The 2,368-nt window shown below is 72.8% G+C and carries 3 protein-coding genes; all 3 read right to left on the bottom strand.

The window, feature by feature from the left end; all coding sequences use genetic code 11:
* Window positions 1-335 precede the first annotated feature (335 nt).
* Window positions 336-527, bottom strand: a complete 192-nt coding sequence (locus ABD323_RS40445; protein ID WP_344447108.1) for a hypothetical protein — start codon at window positions 525-527, stop codon at window positions 336-338.
* 99 nt (window positions 528-626) lie between these two features.
* Window positions 627-1,502: a hypothetical protein gene (locus ABD323_RS40440; RefSeq protein ID WP_344447107.1), complete on the bottom strand. Its 876-nt coding sequence runs from the start codon at window positions 1,500-1,502 to the stop codon at window positions 627-629.
* A 36-nt stretch (window positions 1,503-1,538) separates the two neighbouring features.
* Complete coding sequence (locus tag ABD323_RS40435) at window positions 1,539-1,775, bottom strand: hypothetical protein (RefSeq protein ID WP_344447106.1); 237 nt, start codon at window positions 1,773-1,775, stop codon at window positions 1,539-1,541.
* Window positions 1,776-2,368 lie beyond the last annotated feature (593 nt).

The following is a 2,368-nucleotide window of genomic DNA, read 5'->3' as shown; positions in this document are numbered from 1 at the left end:
GCCGGGGTCATCCACTGGTCGTAGCCGGGCGGTTGGAGCTGCTGCAGGGTGTAGTCGGCGACGGCCCGCTCGCGGCGCGGCTTGCCCGGCTTCTTGCGTCCCACGGTGGTGTCCTCCCACGGCAGCGTGTGGTGATCAGGCCATTGAACACCCTGCGCAGCCGTCCGGTTCCCCCGGGTAGCAGCCGTTAGCAGTCGCAGCAGCCTCGACAGCGGCCGGGCGGGAACCAGGACACACCGTAGGAGCGGCAAACCGCCGATCAACCCCGGCTGGCAACTGGCCGGCAGGCCTGGGACGCAGCGGGCAGTACGCCCCGGGCGGGTGTGGTGGCGCAGTCAGGCGCCGGGCCCTCCCGCCGTCTGCGGGTCGGTGGTCGCCTGCTGCTCCTCGCCGTTCGACAGGCCCTGGGCCGCGCGCGCGTCCTTCGCGCGGGCTTGGCCGCCGTGACGGCCTGCCTCCCCCAGTTCGGCGAGTTCGACCTGCTCGGTCGCCCTGGCGTGCTCGTCCGCTTCGTTCAGGTGCGACAACAGGTCCCCCGGCCGGTCGACAACCGTACGGTCCGATGTGCGACGGCTGCGGTGATCGTGGCCGGCCAGGGTGAGGTGGGCGTCCGTCGGTCGATCGTCCTACACCGGGAGCACCCCCAGCCACTGTTCTGCGCGCGCCTGCTTGTCGGAGTCCCCGGATCGGCGGGCGTGCGCCAGCAGACGGGCGCGCAGCGGTTCGGGCAGGAGGGCAACGTCCCGCTTCTGGTGCGGGCGGCTCTTCCAGCCCACCAGGTGCCGCAGGGCCCCGGCGTCGTGGCGCTCCTCGGCCCGCGGGTCGGCCAGGCCGGCGAGCAGGTCGGCGATCGGCACCCTGCCGAGCAACTCGCCCGGCACGCCCTCGTGGACGGGGAAGCCGGAGCAGCGCCCGCTGCCGGATCCGTACCAGTCGAGCAGGGCCAGCGCCCGTTCCACCGGGTCGGGGAGTGTCCGCTGCAGCTGGTCCGTGAGTTCCGCCAGCAGTTCGGGGGAGGCCGCGCCGCCGGTGCGGGAGAGGTCGAGGATCCGGTCTACGCTCCCCTCCAGTCCGGCGGGCATCGCGGCCAGCCAGTTGCGCTCCTCTTCGGCCCCTTCCTCCGCTCGTAGCCGGGCGGCCCTGTACTGCTGCAGGGGGCCGGGCATGCCGTGGCCGTCCAGCCACGCCAGGAGCAGGCGGCCGTCGGCGAGGACAGCGTCACTCTCCCACTGCCCCCACCTCAGCGTCGCCCCGTGGTGCAGGAGGACGACCGCGAGCCGCCCACCGTCCCGGTCGAACACCTCGAAGCGGACGTCCCCGCGGCACATGCAGTGGAATCCGGGCAGCGATTCCACGGCCATGGCCGTCCTGAGCCGCGCCGACTCCACCGGATCGGAGAGGTCCACCCGGATCTCCCCGTCCACTCCGAACCCGCCCACCGAGCCCACCTGGACCACGTGCGCCTGCTGTAGCACGCTGTCCAGCGCCGTCGTTCCGTCCATGAACCGATCTCCTCCCCTTTGGGCCCCTCCGATCGGTCAGAGATCGCAGGGGCCGATCCAGCTGAGCATGGTCACCAGGTCGTCCGCTGCCAGGATGGCGCCGGCGGCCGGCAGGGCCCGGTCTCGGCATTCCTCAACTATCGTCGCCCACGGCCGAAGCCGGTCGACGGTCCAGGAGATCTCCGGGGCGCCGGTCCAGTCGAGTCCGCCGTCCCCTCGGATTCGCCAGAGCTGGAAGTACAGTACGGCCTGGTGGGCTGCCGCCAACTCCATAATGGCTTCTGCGCGATGGGCACTCGCCAATATCGGCCGGATCCGCATCCGCCCGCTGGCGGTTGAGCCGTCCTCGGCGGGAGGGCCAGCTCCCGCGCCACCAGCTGGGGTCCGCCGCGCATGAGCTTCACCGGGTACTGGACGCTGGGGCCGCCGTAGGCCGGCAGAACGCCGGCCGGTCACCGGGCCTGGGCTGCAGATCAGCGTCCAGGAAGGCGAGGGTGGCTGCGGTGACGGCGCGTGAGCTCGCGACGTGGCCCAGGGAGCCGACGATCGAGGGCCACAGGCGGCAGGGTCGGTGCCCGACCTGGACCCCGATGAGGCGCGGGCTCACGAACGTCGGGAATGACCGGCAGCGGCCGGCCGAAGGGACGCCCGGCGGCCGCAGCCGCCGGGCGTGGTGGGGCAGGGGCGCAGCGGTTCAGCAGGAGCAGCCCCACTGCGGGGTGGGTGCGGTCGAGAGGGTTCCGCGGGCCCGGTCGGTGGGTGCGGGCGGGTGGACGGTGGTGCCGGCCTTGATGGTCTCGATCACCTCCGACCGGCGCCACCACCGGCGCCATCATCCTCAACCACGACGGCACCGAAGGAGGCGA

Origin of the sequence: Kitasatospora nipponensis (assembly GCF_039528135.1) — a bacterium.
GTDB classification, from domain to species: Bacteria; Actinomycetota; Actinomycetes; order Streptomycetales; family Streptomycetaceae; genus Kitasatospora; species Kitasatospora nipponensis.
The sequence above is the reverse complement of the archived record's forward strand: the minus strand, read 5'-3'. Positions and strand labels throughout refer to the sequence as shown.

Excerpts from the sequence above, each read along its gene's own strand:
- ABD323_RS40440 (WP_344447107.1), bottom strand. The coding sequence starts at position 1,502 with ATGGACGGAACGACGGCGCTGGACAGCGTGCTACAGCAGGCGCACGTG.
- ABD323_RS40435 (WP_344447106.1), bottom strand. The coding sequence starts at position 1,775 with ATGGAGTTGGCGGCAGCCCACCAGGCCGTACTGTACTTCCAGCTCTGG.